The following is a 19,252-nucleotide window of genomic DNA, read 5'->3' as shown; positions in this document are numbered from 1 at the left end:
GGGGTGGCCCTCTAATCGCCGAGAATGCTGGTCTGGATTTCGAAGGGCTGGCCGCGCCGGTACTTGGCGACGTCCTCATAGACGTTCTGCAAGACGCGGATGATCAGCAGCGAGAAGGCGAGCGGGGTCGCCAGGTAGAACCACCACTGCATGACGTCGTCGGTGCCCTGGACGATGGCGAAATTGTCCCTGGCGAGCTGCACCTGGTGGACGGTGAAGTAGATGATGATCGCGGAAAAGACGATCCACAGCAGCGCGTCGAGCATCAGGCAGGCGAACTGCGCGGTGTAGGAAAACCGGACCCTCAATTCATCGAAGCGCAGATGGGTGCGGATGCGCACGTTGTAGGCGCAGCCGGCCCAGACGATCCACAGGAACAGATAGACCGGGATGGTGCTGCTCCAGGGCGCCTGCTCGCTGATCGTGAAGCGACGGATCACCTCCACGAAGACGATCAGCGCCATCACCGTGTAGCTCACGAGGATGACGACGCGCTCGACGTTGCGGTCGAGCCACCGGATGATGGGCATGCACTCCCTCCCTTGTCTGCGATGTGAGATTGATGTTGGCCGGCGCCGGCCGGACCGGTCAACGGCACGCCTTGAGGCAACACCGACGGCACGCCAGGGCGATACCGGGGGCGTTCCTCAAGGCGGCCATCGACGGATGAGGGTGCGGCGGGCCGACCACACCCTCGCCGATGTCTTGGACGGCGGACCGGGTTAGCCCTTCCACCAGCGCCGCGGCTCGACGTTCTCCGGCTTGGTGTCCTGCGGGATTTCCCGGGCGATGTCGTAGATGTACTTGTACGTGTCCATGCCGCCGGACCAGTCGTTGAGGCGCTCGCGCCACTTCGTCCACGGCTCCGGCTTGAACTCCGGCGAGCACATCTGTTCGGCCTCGTGGCGGGCCGCATCGTCGAGCATGGCGACGCGCACGCCGTTCTTGGCGAACAGGGTGTCGGGAAGCTGCGGGTCGGAGAAGCCGACCGTCTTGACCAGCGCCGCCTCGTTCGCGGCCTGGATCTGCACTTGGGTCAGGTACGCCGATTCCATGACGTCGTCCTGCAGGTCGCCGGAGAGCTCGTCGAACTTCGAAGCGTTCATCGCCGTGTGCTCGGTGCCGCAGAAGAAGCCGAGATTGACGCACTGCGAGACCACCGGCGACATGTTGGCGTAGGCGACCGCCGCGGCCCAGGTCTCCGCGCCGTCGATGAGGCCCTGCTTGAGGCCGTCGAGCGTCTCTTCCCAGGCGATCGGCGTCGGGTTCAGCTCCATCAGCTCCATGGCGATACGGCCGAGCTGTGTGCCGGTGACCCGGTTCTTGGTGCCGGCGAGGTCCTTGACGCTCTTGACCAGCGGCTTGTCCTTCCACTTCAGGCCAAGCTGGATGCCGCGCAGCTCGCAGTGGGTGAACAGGAACTGCAGGCCGTGGCGCTTGCGCAGCGGCTCGCGCAGCACCTTCTCGCTGCCCGGATGGTAGAAGAAGTAGTACTGCGAAGCCCGGCTCGGGAACATGTAGGCGTAGTCGAGGACGTTCAGATAGGGCGCGCCGCCGGCCGAGTTCTGGGTCGAGGCGGAGAACACGTCGGTGATGCCCTGCTGGGTCTTCTTCACGCAGTCGAGCTGACCGCACATCTGGTTGGAGCCGATGAACTCGATGCGGATGGCGCCGTCGGAGCGCTCTTCGATGTCGCGCACGAACTCCAGGCAGCCGGCGCGCTCGATCAGGAGGTTGCGCTCGTTAAAGCCGGCCGCGCCGAACTTCCAGGTGTGCTTGGCCGGCGTCTTGAAGCGCTTCTCGTAGGTGGAGTTCGCCGCCTCGGCGAGGCGCGTCAGCGTCACCGTGCCCGTCAGGCCGCCGGCCGCGACCAGCGTCGAGGTGATCCCGAACTGCTTGGTCAGGCGCAGCAGGTCGCGGCGTGAAATTCCCTTGAGCTTCTCGGATGCTGTCAGCATCGGCTTCCTCCCTGTTATCGCTAGCATATGCGTGTCGTTTGCATATGCATTGAGCAAAAATTATGTTTTTTTGAGACTGACAGTCTCAATATTAATGCTATATGCATTGTAAAGTAAACGCCAAAAGTGGCCCACGTGGCCGATAAAAAAAACTGGGAGCCGTCCATGGAGTACGATTATATCGTCGTCGGCGCCGGGTCTGCCGGTTGCGTCCTCGCCAACCGCCTGTCGGCCGATCCGGACAAGCGCGTTCTTCTTCTGGAAGCCGGCGGCCGCGACACCAATCCGTGGATCCATGTGCCGGTCGGCTATTTCAAGACCCTGCACAATCCCAAGACCGACTGGTGCTACAGGACCGAGGCCGATCCGGGCCTCAACGGGCGCAGCCTGCAATGGCCGCGCGGCAAGGTGCTCGGCGGCTCCAGCTCCATCAACGGCCTTCTCTATATCCGCGGCCAGCGCGAGGACTACGACCACTGGCGCCAGCTCGGCAATGTCGGCTGGTCCTATGACGACGTGCTGCCGTTCTTTCGCAGGTCCGAGCGCCAGGAGCGCGGCACCGACGACTTCCACGGCGCCGACGGCGAGCTTTCCGTCACCAACATGCGCGCTCAGCGCGACATCTGCGACGCCTATATCGCGGCCGCCGAAGAACTCGGCGTGCCGCGCACCGACGACTTCAACGGCGCCAGCCAGGAGGGTGCCGGCTACTTCCAGCTCACGGCAAAAAACGGCCTGCGCTGCTCGTCGGCCACGGCCTTTCTGAAGCCGGCTAAGAACCGCGCGAACCTGGAGATCGTCACCCACGCCCATGTGGAACGGCTGCTGTTCGCCAGCGAGGCGCCGGACCGGGTCGACGGCATCCGCTACGCCGCCGGCAACGAGCCGCGGCTGGCGACCCTCAAACCCGGCGGCGAGGTGATCCTGTCCGCCGGCGCCATCGGCTCGCCGCAGATCCTGCAACTGAGCGGCATCGGCCCCGGCGCCCTGTTGCAGGAGATGGACATCCCGGTCGTGCGCGACCTTAGCGGCGTCGGCGAGAACCTGCAGGACCACCTGCAGGTGCGCATGATCTACGAGGTCAACGTCCCGACCCTCAACGACGAGATCAACAACCTCGTCCGCCGTGGCCTCATCGGCCTGCAATTCGTCTTAAAACGCGCCGGCCCGATGGCGATGGGCGCCAGCCAGGTCTGCATCTTCGCCAAGACAAGGCCGGAGCTGGAGACGCCCGACATCCAGTTCCACGTCCAGCCGCTCTCCGCCGACAAGCCCGGCATCGAGATGCACCGCTTTTCCGGCATTACCTCCTCGGTCTGCCAGTTGCGGCCGGAAAGCCGCGGACGCATCGCCATCGCTTCGCCCGACCCGCGCACCTACCCGAAGATCTTTCCGAACTACCTGTCGGCCCTGCGCGACCAGGAGACCGTGGTCGACGCCATGCGCTTTTCCCGCCGCCTGGTCGGAACCGCGGCCCTGTCACCTTTCATCGTGTCGGAAAAGGTGCCGGGCACGGAGGTCGACGGCGACGACAATCTGCTGGAAGCGGCCCGCAACATCTCCCAGACGATCTACCACCCGACCAGCACCTGCAAGATGGGCCATGACGCCAATGCCGTCGTCGACGACCGCCTGCGCGTCCACGGCATCAAAGGGCTCAGGGTCGCCGATGCCTCGATCATGCCGACCATCGTCTCCGGCAACACCAACGCCCCGACGATCATGATCGGCGAAAAGGCGAGCGCCATGATCCTGGAAGACGGGAAGGTCTGAACGCAACGGACGCGGGGTGCGGCCGCAGGCGTCTGGCAGGCCGTCACGGAATCCTTATGATGGCCGGCAACAATGGGCGCGCCGAATCGCCCTCCCGCCTGCCATCGGACCGCGTGACATGGATTTCTCCGAGGCGACCCTCGCCACCCTCATCGACATCGTCCGCCAGGCCGCAAGCGACGAGATTGTACCTCTATTCCGCAATCTCCCGCGCGAGGCCATCGACACCAAGGCCCACGCCACCGATTTCGTGACGAAGGCCGACCGGCGCGCGGAAGAGGTGATCACCGCCCGCGTCCGCGAAGCTTTTCCCATCGCCACCGTGATCGGCGAGGAGGCCGTCGCCGACGACCCCGGCCTGTTGGCCAAGATCGCCGATGCGGAACGGGCCGTCATCATCGACCCCATCGACGGCACCTGGAATTTCGTCGACGGCCTGCCGATCTTCGGCGTCATGCTTGCCGTCGCCGAAGGCGGACAGACGAAACTCGGCATCGTCTACGATCCCCTCGGCGACGACTGGGTTTGCGCGATCGAGGGTTTTGGGGCCTGGTACGGCAACGCAAAGGGCGCCCGCCAGCGCCTCACCGTCGCCCCCGTCGAGGACTTCAGGCACGCCGTCGGCTTCTTCTCGATTTTCCTGTTCGAGGATAAGGCGAAGGCCCGGATGGCGCAAAAACTCGCCGCCTTCCACAGGGTGTTGACGCTGCGCTGCTCCGCCTACGAATACCGCATGCTCGCCCTCGGCAGCGCCTCCTTCCTGTTGACGCCGCATATCCGGCCCTGGGACCACGCGGCCGGCGAACTGATCTTCCGCGAAGCCGGCGGCCACGCCGCCCTCGTCGACGGCCGCCCCTACACCCCGGCCCGCGAGGACGGCATGCTGCTGCTGGCGCCGGACGAGGCGACATGGCTCGCGCTCAGGGAGCATTTCGAGGTCGGGTAGGCAAGAGGTCCGTTGCCGGCGAAGGAGTGCCCCTGAAAGGTCGGCTGGATTGCCGCGTCGGCCTTACGGCCTCCTCGCAATGACGAAAAACCCCCAATAAATCAATAAATTACCGTCATTGCGAGCGCAGCGAAGCAATCCAGCGCAGCGCGCTCCCGAGCGCAATGCACCACTTGCTGAAACTCCGCCCACCGGCCCTCAAACCATCCGCATGTGGTTGTCGAAGGCGATGCCCGGATAGCGGGCGAGGTTCCTGTCGCCGTCGAAGACGAGGCCGGTGCCGGAGGTGCCGAAGAAGGCGTTGCCGGCATCGGGCGCAAGACCGCAGACGTCTTCTACCTTCGCTTCCGAGACGATGGTCCCGGTGGCGCAGTTCCAGATCGTCATGACGCCGCCGCGCGGGCTGGAGGTGGCGACGTGCGTGCCGTCGCGGCTGGTGGCGACCGAGCCCACATACTGCCGGTAGCCGCGCATGACCTGCGGCGGCGCCGACATCATCTGGGGCTCGCCCTCCCGCTTGTGCTTGCCGATCAGCGGCACCCGGTCGGTCTTCGGCCCCTCATACTGGCAGCCGAACCAGACCGCACCCTCGCCGTCGATGCTGATATGGCGGATCGACAGCTGGTGGCGCTCAGGCCCAAGCTCCATCTTGTCGACGACGTCGCCGCTCTCAAGGTCGAGATAGGCGAGCGAGGGCTCCATGGTGGCGATGTTGAGCTTCTGGCGGCCATACATCGGATCGATCAGGATGCCGCCATTGGCGACGACCGCCATCTTGCCGTCCGGCATCAGCAGCGTCTCGTGCGGGCCGATGCCGCCGGTCCAGATCTCGCCGATGCGCCGGTAGTCTGCCGCAACGTCATAGACGCCGAGCATCCCTTTTTCCAGCTCATAGGCGTTCTCGGTCGCATAGAGCAGGCGCCCGTCCGGCGTATAGAGCCCGTGGCCGCAGAAATGGCGGCCCTTCGCCGCCGGAATGGTGCGCACGATCCTTCCGGCCGCAATGTCGACCACGGCCGCGAACTTGCCCGGCCGCCGGCCGAAGACGACAGCGGTCGAATTGTCCGGCGAGACGGTGGCACCGTGGCCCCGCCCCTCCATGGTGTCGGTGAAAAGGAGGGTTCCCTCCGCGTTGAGAACGGCGACGCCGAAGCTGCCGTCGGCGTTGCGGATCGCGGTGACATAGGTCGCTTCGCCCCCGGACGCCTCTGCCGGCACGGCAACGGCCGTCGCCAGCCCGCTGGCAAGCGCGCCGGCAAGGAACCGGCGCCGGTCGATCTCGATCACGGTCAGTCTCCGTCAAAGGAATTGAAGCCGATGGCGAGCCCGGTCCGGCCGGCATAGTAGTCGCCGATGGACTCCTTGGCGCCATGCAGGCTGAGGAGCACGAGATCGAGGAACTTGCGCTTGTCCTCGTCGCGCAAGGCTTTGCCGAAATCGTCCTCCACCTGGCCCAGCGACTGGAACACCTGGCCGATCTCGAAGCGCAGCGACTGCGACAGCCAGGCATCCTCCTCGCCGAGGGCGGAGATGAAGTCGCCCTTTTCGAACATCGCCAGCACCGATTCCACATTCGCCTTGATGGCGGCAACGGTGAGCCCGGCACGGCGGAACGGCGCCACCCGCGGGTTCGCGTCCTTGGCGTCCTCGCCCATGATGGCGACGATCTTGAGGTCGCGGACGAACTGCATTTCCTCGGTCATCGCCCTGAGCAAATCCTGCACGACCTCGCCATGGGTCCGATAGACCGGGTTGTCGTCGCCGGGCTCAAGGAGCACGGCGGAAAAACCGTCTGCCTTGTTCCAGTCCGAGGCGACATCGCCGGCCGTCGCGGCCATGCGCGCGGCGATGGATTCGGCGTAGCGGCAGCGGAAATCGGCAGCGCCGGCTTCGGCGAGCTTGTCGGCGCCCGTGCCGAAGAGGGCGAATTCCAGCGCCCCGAGGCCCTGGACGGCGACGCTCTTGTCCCATAGCGCCTTGGCGCCGATGGCGCTTTCGTCCTTGCCTGCAATGATCCGCTGCACCTGGCGAAGCCCGAGGCTGCGCCGGTCCGGCCAGAAATTGAGGCGCTCATAGCGGTTGTCCTCGCGCACCGGGCCGAAGCGGAGGAGTTCCACCCGCGACCAGGCATCGACCAGATCGGCGAACTGCCCGCGGGCAGCACTGAGCGTCTCCTCGGACGGCGACGCGCAGAGCGCAGCGGCGACCTTGTCCATGGCGCCGGCCTCCGCCGCCAGCCGGTCGTAGCCGGGGCGGATGAACTCGGTGATGGTCCGTTCCACGATCCGCGGATAGGCGTCGACCGGTTCGGCCACCGCCGTACCGGGAAAGGCCGCGACGAGAACGAGAAGGGCGAGAACGGCGTGAACAAACGGCATCACAGGGACCCCAGGAATTTCAGAAGATCGGCGCGGGCGGAAGGCGGAAGGTCGACGACGGCATCGCGCGACGCCTCGGCCTCGCCGCCATGCCAGAGGATGGCTTCCAGCAGGGTGCGGGCGCGCCCGTCATGCAGGAAGTAGGTATGGCCGCTGACGGTCTTTGTCAGCCCGATGCCCCAGAGTGGCGGCGTGCGCCAGTCGCGACCCGAAGCATCGCCGACGGGCCGGCGGTCGGCAAGCCCCTCGCCCATGTCATGCAAGAGGAAATCGGAATAGGGCCAGATGAGCTGGAAGCGGTGGGCCGGGTTCGGCGCATCGCGGCGGGTGACGAATTTCGGCGTATGGCAGGAGGCGCAACCGGCACCGTAGAACGCCTTCTTGCCGCGCAGCACCGCGGCATCGCCGACATCGCGCCGGGCCGGCACGGCAACGTTCTCAGAATAATGGACGACCATCGCCAGCACCGGATCCGGCGCCTCGGTGGCGCCGAGATTGGCCTGCTCGCCCGTCGGCATCCCCCGGCAGTCCGGCTGGCGCGCCGTGCAGTCGCCGAAGGCATCGGGCATCAGGGGATTGGAAATGCCGATATCGCCGGAAAAGGCGTGGGCGGACTGCTCCAGCACCGAGGGCATCGACGCCTTCCAGCCGAACCGGCCGAGGACGAGGGTTCCATCATGGTCGCGCACCATGCTGGCCTTGCCGGAAATGCCGTCGCCGTCGGCATCCATCGGGTCGGCAAGGCGAAGTATATCGGCCTCGTGGATCTGCTCGATCAGCCCGAGGCCGACCATCTGCGGCGCCACGCGCGGAGAGAGCTGCACCTTCGGGTGCATCGGCCCGTAGCCGAGATTCGTCACCCGGTAGTGCGGCCGGCGCAGGCGGACCGTGTCGCCGCCGGCAAGCACGACCGTCTCTTCGGTGTAGTCCACATGGAGCTGCCCCTCCGCGGCAAGCCCGGTGACGGCGGACTCCTGAAGCTGGCCGCCATAGGTCGGCTCCGGAACGCTGAGCACCGCCTTCGTCGCCAGCGCCTTGCGGTCCGCATCGGTCTCGGGCGGAACGGAAAGCCTGAGGAACATGGAGACGGCGCTGGCGCCGGGTGCTTCCGGCGGCCGGCCGCGGCCGTCGCGCACATGGCAACTCTGGCATGAACGGGCGTTGAAGAGCGGCCCGAGGCCGTCGGAGGCCCGGGTCGATGAGGGCGAAGAGACCCAGAGCTTTTCGAACAGCCCGTTGCCGAAGCGGAATTCGGTCTCGTCTTTGCGGGACAGATTGGCGAGCGGCTGGGAAAACGCCATCCGCGTCACCCGCTTCATATGGGTGCCCGCGCCGGCGGATCGAGCCTCGAAGCGCTCGGCCGTGGAAAAGTCGGTGGTCGGCCGGATGACGGCGGCAACGCGCGCCGCGTCGTCGGCGGAAAGGTCGTCGCGGCCGCCCTTGTCGGCAGCGATCGTCGTGGCAAGGCCGGCAACGAATGCCAGCGCGCCGACGCCGGCCGCCGAAAGGAAACGCCGCCCCGTCACGCGCGCGCCTCGGCGCCATCGGGCACCCGCAAGCATCGTATCGCGCATTTGATCAGGAAATGACTACGCAAAAGCCGGACCGGCACATATCGAGGCATGCGCCGGCCCGTCGAATTCGGGATCGGCCGGCGGCCTAGTCGGCTTCGCTCGCCGGACCGGCGTTGAGCTGGCCGTAGTTCTGCGGGCCGATTTCCTTGAAAAGCTCGAGCTGGGTTTCCAGGAAGTCGATATGACCTTCCTCGTCCGTCAGCAGTTCCTCGAAGAGTTCCATGGAGACGTAGTCGCGCGCCTCGCGGCACACCTCGCGCGACTTGGCATAGGCCTCGCGCGCCTCGTATTCCGCGGCCAGGTCGCTGTCGAGCACTTCCTTGACGGACTGCCCGATGCGCAGCGGCGCAACGGTCTGCAGGTTTGGAAGCCCCTCCAGGAAGATGATGCGCTCGATCAGCTTGTCGGCGTGGCCCATCTCCTCGATGGATTCTTCCCGTTCCTTCTTGGCCAGCAGCGTGTAGCCCCAGTCGTCCAGCAGCCGGTAATGCAGCCAGTACTGGTTGATCGCCGCCAGTTCCATAAAGAGCGCTTCGTTCAAACATTCAATGACTTTTGGGTCGCCCTTCATCGGCTATTCGTCCTTTCCGTCTCGCATTGGGATGTCGTCTCCCAATGCAAATAGAACGAATGGCGCCACATTCAAAGGGGCGTAGTCGTGGCGGGCGGCCGGCGATCACGCGGCGATCGTCTTTTTCCACTGCTTTGCGGCGGCCTCGCGCCGGGCCCGGCGCATCTCCACGATCCTGCGGTGCTCGGCCTTCAGGTTCGACAGGAAAGCCGCCGTGCGGTCGGCATCGGCGGTTCCCAGGGTGCGATGGAAGCGTTCGGTGACGCGTTCGATGATCTGGACGACGTTCGGAAAGCAGTTGCAGCACTTCCCCCGTTTCCGCATCTCCTTGTAGACGTGGCCGGGGACGATAAGCCGCCAGGGATCGTCCTCGAGGAGGCCGAGAACGGCCTCCTCGATTTCAAAATCGCTGATGACGTTGCAACTGCAGACGATCATTGGAACACCGCGTTCGGATTGTCGAGGCTGTCGGAGCCCTCGAAATCGATGGCATCGAGGTCGAGTTCGGCGACCACCCGCTCGATCGACCGGGTCTGGTCGACAAGGGCGTCGATCGCGGCCTGGACGACGGCGTTGCCCTCGTCATTGCCCTCGCCGATCATCTGGTCGTAGGCCTCGCCGCCCTCGGCGCGCTCCTTCATGGTCGTCATCGCCGCCATGGTCGCCTCGAGCTTGCCGCTCAGTTCCTTATCGAGGTCGGCGTTCTTTCCGGCGACCAGGTCGGACAGGCTCGGCCCCTCCACGACGGTCCCGTCAATGCGGGTGTATTTGCCGTGGTAGACGTTGCTGATGCCCTTTGCGTCCAAGAAGTGCGACATGTGCGTGTTGTCGGAGAAGCAGTCGTGCTCTTCCTCCGGATCGTGCAGCAGCAGGCCAAGCTTCATGCGCTCGCCGGCAAGCTCGCCATAGGAGAGCGAACCCATGCCGGTCAGGATGCGAACGAGGCCGGCCTTGCCCTCCATCACGTCCTTGCGGGCCGCCCCGCCGTCCGACCAGGCCGCGGCGATCTCTTCCAGGTCGCTGATCATCAGCGTGGAAGCCGCCTTGAGGTAGGCCGCGCGACGGTCGCAATGGCCGCCAGTGCAGTTGGCGGTGTCGAAATCGGTCGCCGGACGGGTCCCGGCGCCGGCGTCGGTGCCGTTGACGTCCTGGCCCCAGAGCAGGAACTCGATGGCGTGGTAACCGGTGGCCACGTTCGCCTCGACCTCGCCGGCCTCGTGCAGGGTCTCGCCGAGAAGCTCCGGCGTGATCTTGGAGGTGTCGATCTCCTTGCCGCCGATGGTGATCGTCTCATTGGCGATGACGTTGGCGGTGAAGAGTTCGTTCTCGTCGGACTCCATGCCGTAAGTGTCGGTCTTCACATAGTCGATCAGGCCCTCGTCGAGCGGCCAGGCATTCACCTTGCCCTCCCAGTCGTCGACGATCGGGTTGCCGAAGCGGAACGCCTCGGTCTGCTGATAGGGAATGCGGGCGGCACGCCAGGCGTCTTTCGCGGCGGCAAGCGTTTCCTCGGAAGGATCGGCGATCAACTTGTCGATGGCCGCATCGAGCGTCCTGGCAGCGGCCAGAGAGTCCCCGTAGCCTGCCTCCGCGATATCCGCGTAGGTGTCGAGGACCGCCTTTTCGTCAACCTCGGCGGCGGCGGGTGAGATCATCGTCAGCCCCGCTACAAGCCCGGCAACTCCACAAGCCCGGACGAACTGGGCACGTACGATTGGCAACATAAATTGTCCTTCCCCTTGTTTTCTCGCCTTGGCGAGTGACGCATCCCTACTCTTAATGCGAATGATTTTCAATGGCAATTAAGGGATATTGCGCATAGACATTTAAAAATTCCGGAAACACGCCAGTTCTGCACAATCCCACGGCATAATCTTAGATCGATTATAATTTAATCACATCCGCTGTTTTACTTATTGCTATTGCAACTCATTCTCATTAGCGTCATGCGGATGAGATGCGCACCCTGCTGCGACGACGGCACGCACGGTGGAGGGGAGCCGCCGCGATGAACTGCATTCCATGCCCGAAGGGCGACATCTGCCCGCTCCGCGAGGCCGGCGGCACCCTGAGGATACCCGAACGGCTCGTCGGCATCGGCTTTCGCTGCTGGATGGCGGGGTTCGCCACCTGCGACATCAATTGCTGGGAGGCCGGCTGGCGCATCTATCGCGACAGGCTCGGCGCCGACGCGGCCAAGGGCGCGATCACGGAACTGTCGTGCTGGGTGCGGGCGCTGAGCGCCGCCGCCAGCCGGCAGATCGAGTTCTACCCGTTCTACGATCCCTTCGACGGCGTCGCCTTCTGCCGCGACGAGCGGCTCGGCATCGCCATGATCGCCGCCGGCCAGCACGAGACGGAGGAGGCCGTGCGCGGCGTTGCCGCCACCCTCCTCGGCACGCCCGACGCCGACGAGGTCGTCAAGACCGCCTGCGATTTCGCCGCCGTGCTCGGCGCGGCCGGCATGACGCTGGAGCCGCGCCAGGACCAACAAGCGCTGCGCCCGGCCCCTTAAGGCTCCGGCGCCAAAAAACCAGAACCGGGGAAACCAGATGATCGCCCTCAGAATGCTGCCCGCCCGGACCCTCGCCGAACTCCTGACTGCCGAGGCCGGCCATCGCCGGGGCAAGGGCCCGTCCAACGTCATCCGCCTCCATGTGGAGGAGCCGGCAACCGACGACGAGCCCTGCCGCGAGGAGCCCCGGCGCTCCGCCGCGGTCTGAGGCGAAACCGACTCAAGGCCCGCCGTCGGATCCTGATCCGATCCCGCCGCTTCACGGCATGCCGTTCATCGGGCTCCTGCGCCTCAGCCCACCGCTGTCCGGTTCGTAGCTTGCGCACTCCCGGAACTCCTCGGCGTCAATGTGTCTTCGCGGGCAGATATCGAGTTCAGCAGCCCGCATAAAAAGGGCTCGCACTGCCTCCGCAGGCTGCTTCCACCATTCCTGAAAATCCGCTGTTTTCCCGTCTCGCAAGCGCCCTGTCGCCGGGCGGACAATAGCGCTCGTCTGCCCGAAACAAATAAACGAGAGAGTCTTTAAATAACGATATTTTTGTTGACAGACGATATTTTAGGCCTTCATGATGCATCCCGTAAGCGAGCGGCGGCCCGCAATAACGGACCGGACAAAACTCGCGCCGATGGAAACGTTGAAGAAGGATCCGGCCTTCATGGCTGATGCCGCCGGAACGGCCCCGAAGACCTACCGCATCACCTTCGAAAGCGGCGACAGCTTCGACTGCCGCGAAGGCGAAAAGGTATTGGCCGCCATGGAGCGGGCGCGTCTGCGCAAGATCCAGGTCGGCTGCCGGGGCGGCGGCTGTGGGGCATGCCGGGTCCAGATCCTTCAAGGCGACTGCGACCGTTTGCGGATGGGGAAGAACCATGTCGACGACGCGGAGGCGGCAGCGGGCTTTGCCCTGTCCTGCCGCATCACGCCGACCAGCGACATGGTGCTGCGCAACGCGGTCAAGACACCGGTGCCGCGGCAAAAATGTGCTTAAAGGCAGCCGCAACGGCATCACGGGAAACGTCAAGGGAGACGACAAATGGCACTCAAAGGGATCTTGCGTCCGGGCTTCATCCAGCTCCGCGTCCTGGACATGGATGAGGCGCTGACCCACTACATCGACCGCGTCGGCCTCAACGAGGTCAGCCGCAGCGACGACGGCCGCGTGTTTCTGAAGGGCTGGGACGAGTTCGACCGCCACAGCTTCATCTTGCGTGAGGCCGACCAGGCCGGCATCGACCTGATGGCCTTCAAGGTCGACAGCGACGCCTCGCTCAATGACTTCACCAGGCGCCTCAACGCCTACGGCGTCGCCACCGACGAGGTGCCCGCCGGCGAGCAGCCGGGCGTCGGCCGCCGCATCGGCTTCACCATCCCGAGCGGCCACCGCATCGAGCTCTATGCCGACATCGAGATGTCGGAGACCCACCCGGCGATCGAGAACCCGATGATCTGGCCGGTCGAGCCGCGCGGCATGAAGGCGACCCGCTTCGACCACGCCTTGCTCTACGGCCCGAACCTCAATGAGGTCCTCGACCTGTTCACCAACGTGCTCGACTTCTCGCTCGCCGAATATGTCGACACCCCGGACGGCAAGCTGGCGATCTGGCTGACGGTCTCCAACAAGGCCCACGACATCGCCTTCGTGAACCATGCCGAGCCCGGCAAGTTCCACCACGCCGCCTTCTTCCTGGAGAGCTGGAACGACGTCGGCCACGCCGCCGACATCATGACCCACTACAACATCTCCCGGGACGTCGGCCCGACCCGCCACGGCATCACCCGCGGCCAGACGATCTATTTCTTCGACCCGAGCGGCAATCGCAACGAGGTCTATGCCGGCGGCTACACCTACTACCCCGACAACCCGACCCGCCGCTGGAGCGCCGACCAGGTCGGTCGCGGCATCTTCTACTACGAAGGCGAACTCAACGAAGCCTTCCTGTCGGTGGTCACCTGACCGGATAGTCCGATGAAGGTTGTCGAACCCAGCACCTGTCTGACGTTCGAGGCCGGCCTGGCCGCGGTTCAAGCCGCGGTCAGGACGGGCCTTGAGATGGAACGGCCGATCAACGCCGCGGTCGTCGATACCGGCGGCCACCTGCTGGCCTTCCTGAGGGCGCCCGGCGCGCCGCTCCATTCCATTTCCATCGCCGAGGACAAGGCCTTCACCTCGGCAAGCTTCGGCCTTGCCACCTCGAAGTGGGGCGCGGTCGTTGCCGGCGACGACATGCTGCGCGACGGCCTGATGGTCCGCGACCGCCTGGTGATGTTCGCCGGCGGCCTGCCGATATCGGTCGACGGGAAAATCGTCGGCGGCATCGGCGTCTCGGGTGCCTCGGCCGAGGAAGACGAAATCTGCGCAACGGCCGGGCTGAAAGCCATCGGCCTTGCCCCCGAAAAATAAGATCAACCAGCCCGGAAAGACGACGATGAGCACACAGACAGCGCTGAAAGCGGAGACCGAAACGGTCGAGATCAAGCATTTCATCAACGGCGAATTCGTCGCCGGCTCCGGCGGCGAGACCTTCGACAACATCTGCCCGCTGAACGGCGAGAAGCTCGGCGTCATCCACAAGGCAACGAAGGAAGACGTCGACGCCGCGGTCTCCGCCGCCCGCGCCGCCCTTGACGGCGACTGGGGCCGCATGTCGACGGCCGAGCGCGTCAAGCTGCTCTATGCGGTCGCCGACGAGATCGACCGGCGCTTCGACGACTTCCTTGCCGCCGAAATCGCCGACACCGGCAAGCCGAAGTCGCTCGCCGCCCATATCGACATTCCCCGCGGCGCCGCCAACTTCAAGGTTTTTGCGGACGTGGTGAAGAACGTCCCCACCGAGAGCTTCTTCCTGGAGACCCCAGACGGCGCCGGTGCCATGAACTATGCGGTGCGGAAGCCGAAGGGCGTCATCGGGGTCATCTCGCCCTGGAACCTGCCGCTCTTGCTGATGACCTGGAAGGTCGGCCCGGCACTTGCCTGCGGCAACACGGTCGTCGTCAAACCGTCGGAAGAGACCCCGATGACGACCACGCTCCTCGGCGAGGTGATGAACGCGGTCGGCATCCCCAAGGGCGTCTACAACGTCATCCATGGCCACGGCCCCGATGCCGCCGGCGCCTTCCTCACCGAGCATCCCGGCGTCGACGCCATCACCTTCACCGGCGAGACCCGCACCGGCGAGGCCATCATGAAAGCCGCCGCCAGGGGCGTGCGCGACGTCTCCTTCGAGCTCGGCGGCAAGAACCCCGCCATCGTCTTTGCCGACTGCGATTTCGACGCCGCCATCGAGGGCACCATGCGCTCGGTCTTCGCCAATTGCGGCCAGGTCTGCCTCGGCACCGAACGCGTCTATGTGGAGCGGCCGATCTTCGAGAAATTCGTCGCCACCCTTGCCGAGAAGGCATCGAACCTGAAGCTCGGCCATTCCGACGACCCGGAAACCAATCTCGGCCCGCTGATTTCCGAGGAACACCGCGCCAAGGTAAAGTCCTACTACGACAAGGCCGCCGCCGAAGGCGCCACGGTCGTTACCGGCGGCGGCATCCCGGAAATGGGCGACCTCAATGGCGGCTGGTGGGTCGAGCCGACCATCTGGACCGGCCTTCCCGACGACAGCGCCATCGTGACGGAGGAGATCTTCGGCCCCTGCTGCCACATCCGCCCGTTCGATAGCGAGGACGAGGTTCTGCACCTCGCCAACGACACGCCCTACGGCCTTGCCGCGGCGGTCTGGACCGGCGACGTCTCGCGCGCCCACCGCGTCTCGCGGCACCTTGAGGCCGGCATCATCTGGGTGAATTCCTGGTTCCTGCGCGATCTCAGGACCGCCTTCGGCGGCTCCAAGATGTCCGGCATCGGCCGCGAGGGCGGCGTCCATTCCCTCGAATTCTACACCGAACTGTCCAATGTCTGCGTGAAGCTGTGAGAGGCGCCGTGAGTTCTACTGAGGAAAACATCCAGAAGGCCGCCGACGCGATCTTCGATGCCCATGCCACCAAGAAACCCGTCGCGCCGATCCGCGACATGCTCGAGGACGGCGACGTCGACGGCGCCTATGCCGTCCAGGAGATCAATACGAAGCGCTGGCTCGATGCCGGCCGCACGATCGTCGGCCGCAAGATCGGCCTGACCTCCGTTTCCGTGCAGAAGCAGCTCGGCGTCGACCAGCCCGACTACGGCATGCTGTTCGCCGACATGTCGGTGCCGGAGGGCGAGGAGGTGCCGGTCGGCACGCTGATCCAGCCCAAGGTCGAGGCGGAGGTCGCCTTCGTCGTCGGCAGGGATCTTGCCGAGCCGGACCTCACCATGTCCGATCTGATGAGCGCGATCGAATACGTCCTGCCGGCCGTCGAGATCGTCGACAGCCGCATTTCCAACTGGGATATCCGCATCCTCGACACCGTCGCCGACAACGCCTCCAGCGGCCTCTACGTCCTCGGCACCACGCCGCGGAAACTCGACGGCCTCAATCTCCGGAGCTGCGGCATGGTGATGACCCTGAAGGGCGAGCCGATGGCGACCGGCGCGGGCGCCGCCTGCCTCGGCCATCCGCTGAACGCCGCCCTGTGGCTGGCAAAGACCATGGCCCGCGTCGGCCGGCCCTTGGGCGCCGGCGACCAGATCATGTCCGGCGCCCTCGGCCCGATGGTCGTCGCCAAGCCCGGCAATGTCTTCGAGGCCCGCATCGAGGGCCTCGGCTCCGTCCGCGCCCAGTTCGCCAAGGGAGAGTAACGATGAGCAATGCCAAGACCAAATGCGCGATCATCGGCTCGGGCAATATCGGCACCGACCTGATGATCAAGGTGATGCGCACCGGCAAGAACATCGAGATGGGCGCCATGGTCGGCGTCGACCCGGCCTCCGACGGCCTTGCCCGCGCCGAGCGCCTGAAGGTGGCAACGACCGCCGAAGGCATCGACGGCCTCGTCAAGATGCCGGTCTGGGACGAGATCGGCGTCGTCTTCGATGCCACCTCCGCCTACGCCCACAAGAAGCACAACGACATCTGCAAAGAGTACGGCAAGCAGATGATCGACCTGACGCCGGCGGCGATCGGTCCGCACTGCATCCCCGTCGTCAACATGGACGAGCACCTCACCGAGCAGAACGTCAACATGGTGACCTGCGGCGGCCAGGCGACCATCCCGATGGTCCACGCCGTCGCCCGGGTCTCCAAGTCCGTACCCTATGCGGAGATCGTCGCCTCGGTGGCCTCCAAGTCCGCCGGCCCCGGCACCCGCGCCAATATCGACGAGTTCACCCAGAACACGGCCCGCGCCATCGAGACCGTCGGCGGCGCCCATCGCGGCAAGGCGATCATCATCCTCAACCCGGCCGAGCCGCCGCTGCTGATGCGCGACACCGTCTATGTGCTGAGCCAGGGCGCCGAGCCGGAAGAGATCCAGAAAAGCGTCGAGGAAATGGCCGCAAAGGTGCAGGAATACGTGCCCGGCTATCGCCTCAAGCAGGACGTCCAGTTCGAGCGCTTCGGCGACAACAACCCGATCCGCTTCCCCGGCTATGGCGAGTTCACCGGCATCAAGTCGACCATCTTCCTGGAGGTCGAGGGCGCGGCCCACTACCTGCCCGCCTATGCCGGCAATCTCGACATCATGACGTCCGCCGCGCTGGCCACCGCCGAGCGCTGGATGGACAAGAAGCGCGACGCCGAAGCGGCCTGAGGGAGAAAGACATGACCGAGAAAATCTACATCCAGGACGTGACGCTCCGCGACGGCATGCACTCCATCCGTCACCAGTTCCATCTCCATGACGTCGTGCGCATCGCCAAGGCGCTCGACGCGGCCAACGTCGCTGCCATCGAGATCACCCATGGCGACGGCCTTGCCGGCGAGAGCTTCAATTACGGCCTCGGCGCCCACACCGATTTCGAGTGGATCGCCGCCGTTGCCGACGCCGTAGACACTGCCGTCGTCACCGTTCTCTCCCTGCCCGGCATCGGCACCCGCGAGCACCTGAAGGATGCCTACGACGCCGGCGCCCGCTCCGTCCGCATCGCCACCCACTGCACCGAGGCCGACGTCTCCCAGCAGCACATCCCGATCGCCCGCGAGCTCGGCTACGACACCATCGGCTTTCTGATGATGGCGCATATGAACTCGCCGGAAGGCCTTGCCGAACAGGCAAAGCTCATGGAGGGCTACGGCGCCACCACCATCTACGTCACCGACAGCGCCGGCTACATGCTGCCCGACGATGTGCGCACTCGTATCCGCGCCGTGCGCGATGCCATCAAGCCCGAGACCGAACTCGGCATCCACTGCCACCACAACCTCTCGCTTGGCGTCGCCAACTCCATCGCCGCCATCGAGGAGGGCGCCAACCGCGTCGATGCCTCGCTCACCGGCCTTGGCGCCGGCGCCGGCAACGCGCCCCTGGAAGTGCTGATCGCGGTCATGGACCGGGCCGGCTTAGAGCACGGCTGCGACCTCTTCGGCCTGATGGACGCCGCCGACGACCTCGTCCGCCCGCTGCAGGAACGCCCGGTCCGCGTCGACCGCGAAAGCCTCAGCCTCGGCTATGCCGGCGTCTATTCCAGCTTCCTGCGCCACGCGGAGAACGCGTCGGAACTCTACAACATCGACACCCGCGACATCCTCGTGGAGCTCGGCCGGCGCAAGATGGTCGGCGGCCAGGAGGACATGATCGTCGATGTCGCCCTCGACCTCGTAAAGGCACGCCAGCACGCCGCCGAATAGGCACACAAGAACGAAACGAAGGACTGCAATGAAGAACCTTGCCAAGTTCGCCGAGATCGTCGACGAGGCGGCCCGCACCGCCACCGAGATCCCGCAATTCGTCGGCGACGACGAGATGACCCTGGAAGAGGCCTACGCCGTCCAGGCGATGTCGGTCTCGCGCCGCATCCAGCGCGGCGAGCGCCGGGTCGGCTTCAAGATGGGGCTGACGAGCCGCGTCAAGATGGAGCAGGTCGGCGTCTCGGAGGTGATCTGGGGCCGGCTGACCGACGCCATGCGCGTTGAGGAAGGAGGCGTCCTCGATATGGCCGGCTATGTCCATCCGCGCGTCGAGCCGGAGATCGCCTACCTGATGAAGAAGCCGCTCGCCGGCGACGTCAGCCCGATGGAGGCGCTGGCCGCCGTCGAGGCCGTCGCCCCGGCGCTGGAGATCATCGACAGCCGCTACGAGAACTTCAAATTCGCCCTCGGCGACGTCGTCGCCGACAACTCCTCCTCCTCCGGCTTCGTCGTCGGCGGCTGGCACGCCCCGGACACCGACGTCGCCAATCTCGGCATCATCATGAAGTTCGACGGCCGGCCGGTGGAGATCGGCTCCACGGCCGCGATCCTCGGCAATCCGATCCGCTCGCTCGTTGCCGCCGCCCGCATGGTCGCGCGCTCCGGCGAACGGCTGGAGCCGGGCTATATCGTGCTTGCCGGCGGCGCCACGGCAGCCGCGCACCTTGCCCCCGGCGTCCACGTCTCCTGCGAGTTCCAGAACCTCGGCGACGTCGAATTCCGCGTCGCGGACTGACATCTCCCGGCGCCGGCCGCGCGGCCG

At 65.6% G+C, this 19,252-nt stretch carries 20 protein-coding genes; 12 read left to right on the top strand and 8 right to left on the bottom strand.

The window, feature by feature from the left end:
* Nucleotides 1-11: 11 nt before the first annotated feature.
* Together CH339_RS00095 and CH339_RS00090 are read right to left on the bottom strand one after the other, a co-directional pair.
* Nucleotides 12-530 carry a TRAP transporter small permease gene (locus CH339_RS00095; protein WP_111432228.1) on the bottom strand — a complete coding sequence of 173 codons (519 nt, stop codon included), beginning with the start codon at nt 528-530 and terminating at the stop codon, nt 12-14.
* A 192-nt stretch (nt 531-722) separates the two neighbouring features.
* Nucleotides 723-1,958, bottom strand: a complete 1,236-nt coding sequence (locus tag CH339_RS00090; protein ID WP_201241004.1) for a TRAP transporter substrate-binding protein — start codon at nt 1,956-1,958, stop codon at nt 723-725.
* Nucleotides 1,959-2,123: 165 nt separating this feature from the next.
* Here CH339_RS00090 and CH339_RS00085 point away from each other — a divergent pair, with 165 nt between their 5' ends.
* Nucleotides 2,124-3,731 carry a GMC family oxidoreductase gene (locus tag CH339_RS00085; protein ID WP_111432481.1) on the top strand — a complete coding sequence of 536 codons (1,608 nt, stop codon included), beginning with the start codon at nt 2,124-2,126 and terminating at the stop codon, nt 3,729-3,731.
* Nucleotides 3,732-3,849: 118 nt separating this feature from the next.
* Nucleotides 3,850-4,677: an inositol monophosphatase family protein gene (locus CH339_RS00080; protein WP_111432227.1), complete on the top strand. Its 828-nt coding sequence runs from the start codon at nt 3,850-3,852 to the stop codon at nt 4,675-4,677.
* 198 nt (nt 4,678-4,875) lie between these two features.
* On the opposite strand, the gene CH339_RS00075 is transcribed toward CH339_RS00080, so the two are convergent.
* From CH339_RS00075 to CH339_RS00050, 6 genes are all read right to left on the bottom strand, one after another.
* Entirely contained in the window at nt 4,876-5,964 is a 1,089-nt protein-coding gene (locus CH339_RS00075; RefSeq protein ID WP_111432226.1) for a DUF1513 domain-containing protein, read from the bottom strand.
* A 2-nt stretch (nt 5,965-5,966) separates the two neighbouring features.
* On the bottom strand, nt 5,967-7,055 hold the full coding sequence (locus CH339_RS00070; protein WP_111432225.1) for an imelysin family protein: 1,089 nt from the start codon (nt 7,053-7,055) through the stop codon (nt 5,967-5,969).
* Complete coding sequence (locus CH339_RS00065) at nt 7,055-8,617, bottom strand: di-heme oxidoreductase family protein (RefSeq protein WP_111432480.1); 1,563 nt, start codon at nt 8,615-8,617, stop codon at nt 7,055-7,057. The genes CH339_RS00070 and CH339_RS00065 overlap by 1 nt, the downstream gene beginning before the upstream one ends.
* Before the next feature lie 97 nt (nt 8,618-8,714).
* Complete coding sequence (gene bfr, locus CH339_RS00060) at nt 8,715-9,200, bottom strand: bacterioferritin (RefSeq protein WP_111432224.1); 486 nt, start codon at nt 9,198-9,200, stop codon at nt 8,715-8,717.
* 105 nt (nt 9,201-9,305) lie between these two features.
* The gene (locus CH339_RS00055; RefSeq protein WP_111432223.1) at nt 9,306-9,638 is read right to left on the bottom strand and encodes a (2Fe-2S)-binding protein; all 333 of its coding nucleotides are present in this window, start codon (nt 9,636-9,638) and stop codon (nt 9,306-9,308) included.
* Entirely contained in the window at nt 9,635-10,855 is a 1,221-nt protein-coding gene (locus CH339_RS00050; RefSeq protein ID WP_111432222.1) for an imelysin family protein, read from the bottom strand. The genes CH339_RS00055 and CH339_RS00050 overlap by 4 nt, the downstream gene beginning before the upstream one ends.
* Nucleotides 10,856-11,208: 353 nt before the next feature.
* Between CH339_RS00050 and CH339_RS00045 the strand changes: the two genes are divergently transcribed.
* The 10 genes from CH339_RS00045 (at nt 11,209) to CH339_RS00005 (ending at nt 19,225) form a co-directional block, all read left to right on the top strand.
* The gene (locus CH339_RS00045; RefSeq protein ID WP_111432221.1) at nt 11,209-11,715 is read left to right on the top strand and encodes a hypothetical protein; all 507 of its coding nucleotides are present in this window, start codon (nt 11,209-11,211) and stop codon (nt 11,713-11,715) included.
* A 37-nt stretch (nt 11,716-11,752) separates the two neighbouring features.
* Nucleotides 11,753-11,923 (top strand): hypothetical protein, encoded by a 171-nt coding sequence (locus tag CH339_RS24490; protein ID WP_170138326.1) that lies wholly within the window; start codon nt 11,753-11,755, stop codon nt 11,921-11,923.
* A gap of 448 nt (nt 11,924-12,371) precedes the next feature.
* The gene (locus tag CH339_RS00040) at nt 12,372-12,704 is read left to right on the top strand and encodes a 2Fe-2S iron-sulfur cluster-binding protein (RefSeq protein WP_170138325.1); all 333 of its coding nucleotides are present in this window, start codon (nt 12,372-12,374) and stop codon (nt 12,702-12,704) included.
* Nucleotides 12,705-12,749: 45 nt separating this feature from the next.
* Complete coding sequence (locus CH339_RS00035) at nt 12,750-13,670, top strand: catechol 2,3-dioxygenase (RefSeq protein ID WP_111432219.1); 921 nt, start codon at nt 12,750-12,752, stop codon at nt 13,668-13,670.
* A gap of 12 nt (nt 13,671-13,682) precedes the next feature.
* Entirely contained in the window at nt 13,683-14,117 is a 435-nt protein-coding gene (locus CH339_RS00030) for a GlcG/HbpS family heme-binding protein (protein ID WP_111432218.1), read from the top strand.
* A 25-nt stretch (nt 14,118-14,142) separates the two neighbouring features.
* Nucleotides 14,143-15,636: a 2-hydroxymuconic semialdehyde dehydrogenase gene (locus tag CH339_RS00025; RefSeq protein ID WP_111432217.1), complete on the top strand. Its 1,494-nt coding sequence runs from the start codon at nt 14,143-14,145 to the stop codon at nt 15,634-15,636.
* Between the two features lie 8 nt (nt 15,637-15,644).
* Nucleotides 15,645-16,442 carry a 2-keto-4-pentenoate hydratase gene (locus CH339_RS00020; protein WP_245408080.1) on the top strand — a complete coding sequence of 266 codons (798 nt, stop codon included), beginning with the start codon at nt 15,645-15,647 and terminating at the stop codon, nt 16,440-16,442.
* Nucleotides 16,443-16,444: 2 nt separating this feature from the next.
* Entirely contained in the window at nt 16,445-17,392 is a 948-nt protein-coding gene (locus CH339_RS00015; protein ID WP_111432216.1) for an acetaldehyde dehydrogenase (acetylating), read from the top strand.
* 11 nt (nt 17,393-17,403) lie between these two features.
* Nucleotides 17,404-18,429 (top strand): 4-hydroxy-2-oxovalerate aldolase, encoded by a 1,026-nt coding sequence (gene dmpG / locus CH339_RS00010; protein ID WP_111432215.1) that lies wholly within the window; start codon nt 17,404-17,406, stop codon nt 18,427-18,429.
* A gap of 28 nt (nt 18,430-18,457) precedes the next feature.
* Nucleotides 18,458-19,225 carry a 2-keto-4-pentenoate hydratase gene (locus tag CH339_RS00005; RefSeq protein WP_111432214.1) on the top strand — a complete coding sequence of 256 codons (768 nt, stop codon included), beginning with the start codon at nt 18,458-18,460 and terminating at the stop codon, nt 19,223-19,225.
* Nucleotides 19,226-19,252 lie beyond the last annotated feature (27 nt).

This window comes from Rhodobium orientis, from assembly GCF_003258835.1.
GTDB lineage: Bacteria > Pseudomonadota > Alphaproteobacteria > Rhizobiales > Rhodobiaceae > Rhodobium > Rhodobium orientis.
The sequence above is the reverse complement of the archived record's forward strand: the minus strand, read 5'-3'. Positions and strand labels throughout refer to the sequence as shown.

What these genes read in the sequence shown, in the direction of transcription:
- CH339_RS00095 (WP_111432228.1), bottom strand. Translation starts at nt 530, where the DNA reads ATGCCCATCATCCGGTGGCTCGACCGCAACGTCGAGCGCGTCGTCATC.
- CH339_RS00090 (WP_201241004.1), bottom strand. Translation starts at nt 1,958, where the DNA reads ATGCTGACAGCATCCGAGAAGCTCAAGGGAATTTCACGCCGCGACCTG.
- CH339_RS00085 (WP_111432481.1), top strand. Translation starts at nt 2,124, where the DNA reads ATGGAGTACGATTATATCGTCGTCGGCGCCGGGTCTGCCGGTTGCGTC.
- CH339_RS00080 (WP_111432227.1), top strand. Translation starts at nt 3,850, where the DNA reads ATGGATTTCTCCGAGGCGACCCTCGCCACCCTCATCGACATCGTCCGC.
- CH339_RS00070 (WP_111432225.1), bottom strand. Translation starts at nt 7,055, where the DNA reads ATGCCGTTTGTTCACGCCGTTCTCGCCCTTCTCGTTCTCGTCGCGGCC.
- CH339_RS00065 (WP_111432480.1), bottom strand. Translation starts at nt 8,617, where the DNA reads ATGCTTGCGGGTGCCCGATGGCGCCGAGGCGCGCGCGTGACGGGGCGG.
- bfr (WP_111432224.1), bottom strand. Translation starts at nt 9,200, where the DNA reads ATGAAGGGCGACCCAAAAGTCATTGAATGTTTGAACGAAGCGCTCTTT.
- CH339_RS00055 (WP_111432223.1), bottom strand. Translation starts at nt 9,638, where the DNA reads ATGATCGTCTGCAGTTGCAACGTCATCAGCGATTTTGAAATCGAGGAG.
- CH339_RS00050 (WP_111432222.1), bottom strand. Translation starts at nt 10,855, where the DNA reads ATGATCTCACCCGCCGCCGCCGAGGTTGACGAAAAGGCGGTCCTCGAC.
- CH339_RS00045 (WP_111432221.1), top strand. Translation starts at nt 11,209, where the DNA reads ATGAACTGCATTCCATGCCCGAAGGGCGACATCTGCCCGCTCCGCGAG.
- CH339_RS24490 (WP_170138326.1), top strand. Translation starts at nt 11,753, where the DNA reads ATGATCGCCCTCAGAATGCTGCCCGCCCGGACCCTCGCCGAACTCCTG.
- CH339_RS00040 (WP_170138325.1), top strand. Translation starts at nt 12,372, where the DNA reads ATGGCTGATGCCGCCGGAACGGCCCCGAAGACCTACCGCATCACCTTC.
- CH339_RS00035 (WP_111432219.1), top strand. Translation starts at nt 12,750, where the DNA reads ATGGCACTCAAAGGGATCTTGCGTCCGGGCTTCATCCAGCTCCGCGTC.
- CH339_RS00030 (WP_111432218.1), top strand. Translation starts at nt 13,683, where the DNA reads ATGAAGGTTGTCGAACCCAGCACCTGTCTGACGTTCGAGGCCGGCCTG.
- CH339_RS00025 (WP_111432217.1), top strand. Translation starts at nt 14,143, where the DNA reads ATGAGCACACAGACAGCGCTGAAAGCGGAGACCGAAACGGTCGAGATC.
- CH339_RS00015 (WP_111432216.1), top strand. Translation starts at nt 16,445, where the DNA reads ATGAGCAATGCCAAGACCAAATGCGCGATCATCGGCTCGGGCAATATC.
- dmpG (WP_111432215.1), top strand. Translation starts at nt 17,404, where the DNA reads ATGACCGAGAAAATCTACATCCAGGACGTGACGCTCCGCGACGGCATG.
- CH339_RS00005 (WP_111432214.1), top strand. Translation starts at nt 18,458, where the DNA reads ATGAAGAACCTTGCCAAGTTCGCCGAGATCGTCGACGAGGCGGCCCGC.